The organism is Arthrobacter sp. SIMBA_036 (genome assembly GCF_046535135.1).
GTDB lineage: Bacteria > Actinomycetota > Actinomycetes > Actinomycetales > Micrococcaceae > Arthrobacter.
Genome location: NZ_JAWRXG010000260.1, coordinates 1 through 262, shown reverse-complemented (window position 1 = coordinate 262; position 262 = coordinate 1). Strand labels below are relative to the sequence as shown.

Sequence of the window (262 nt, the reverse complement as noted above, 5' to 3'; positions counted from 1 at the left end):
AAAGAAAAATCAATTAAAACTTTAGGAGAGCAATACTTATTTGTTTTGCAACAGATTACAAATAATACTAATCAGACTTTAAATGAGATTTATGATTTACTTGATTCTTTTACAAAGGATTTATCCAAAAATAATATCAAGACAATAAAAAGTAAAAATTTAGAAGGTTTAAAAAAATTTAAAAACATATCAATAAACAATGAAGATTAATAAATTAAACAGTTTTAATTCCGTTAGCCTTGATTTAAAAAATATAAATCCG

1 protein-coding gene is annotated in these 262 nt (G+C 20.6%); it reads left to right on the top strand.

Annotation, left to right across the window (positions count from 1 at the left end; translation table 11 throughout):
* Nucleotides 1-210 (top strand): hypothetical protein (locus SB659_RS19825; RefSeq protein ID WP_410551654.1); only part of this gene is annotated, 210 nt, incomplete at its 5' end.
* Between the last annotated feature and the right edge of the window lie 52 nt (nt 211-262).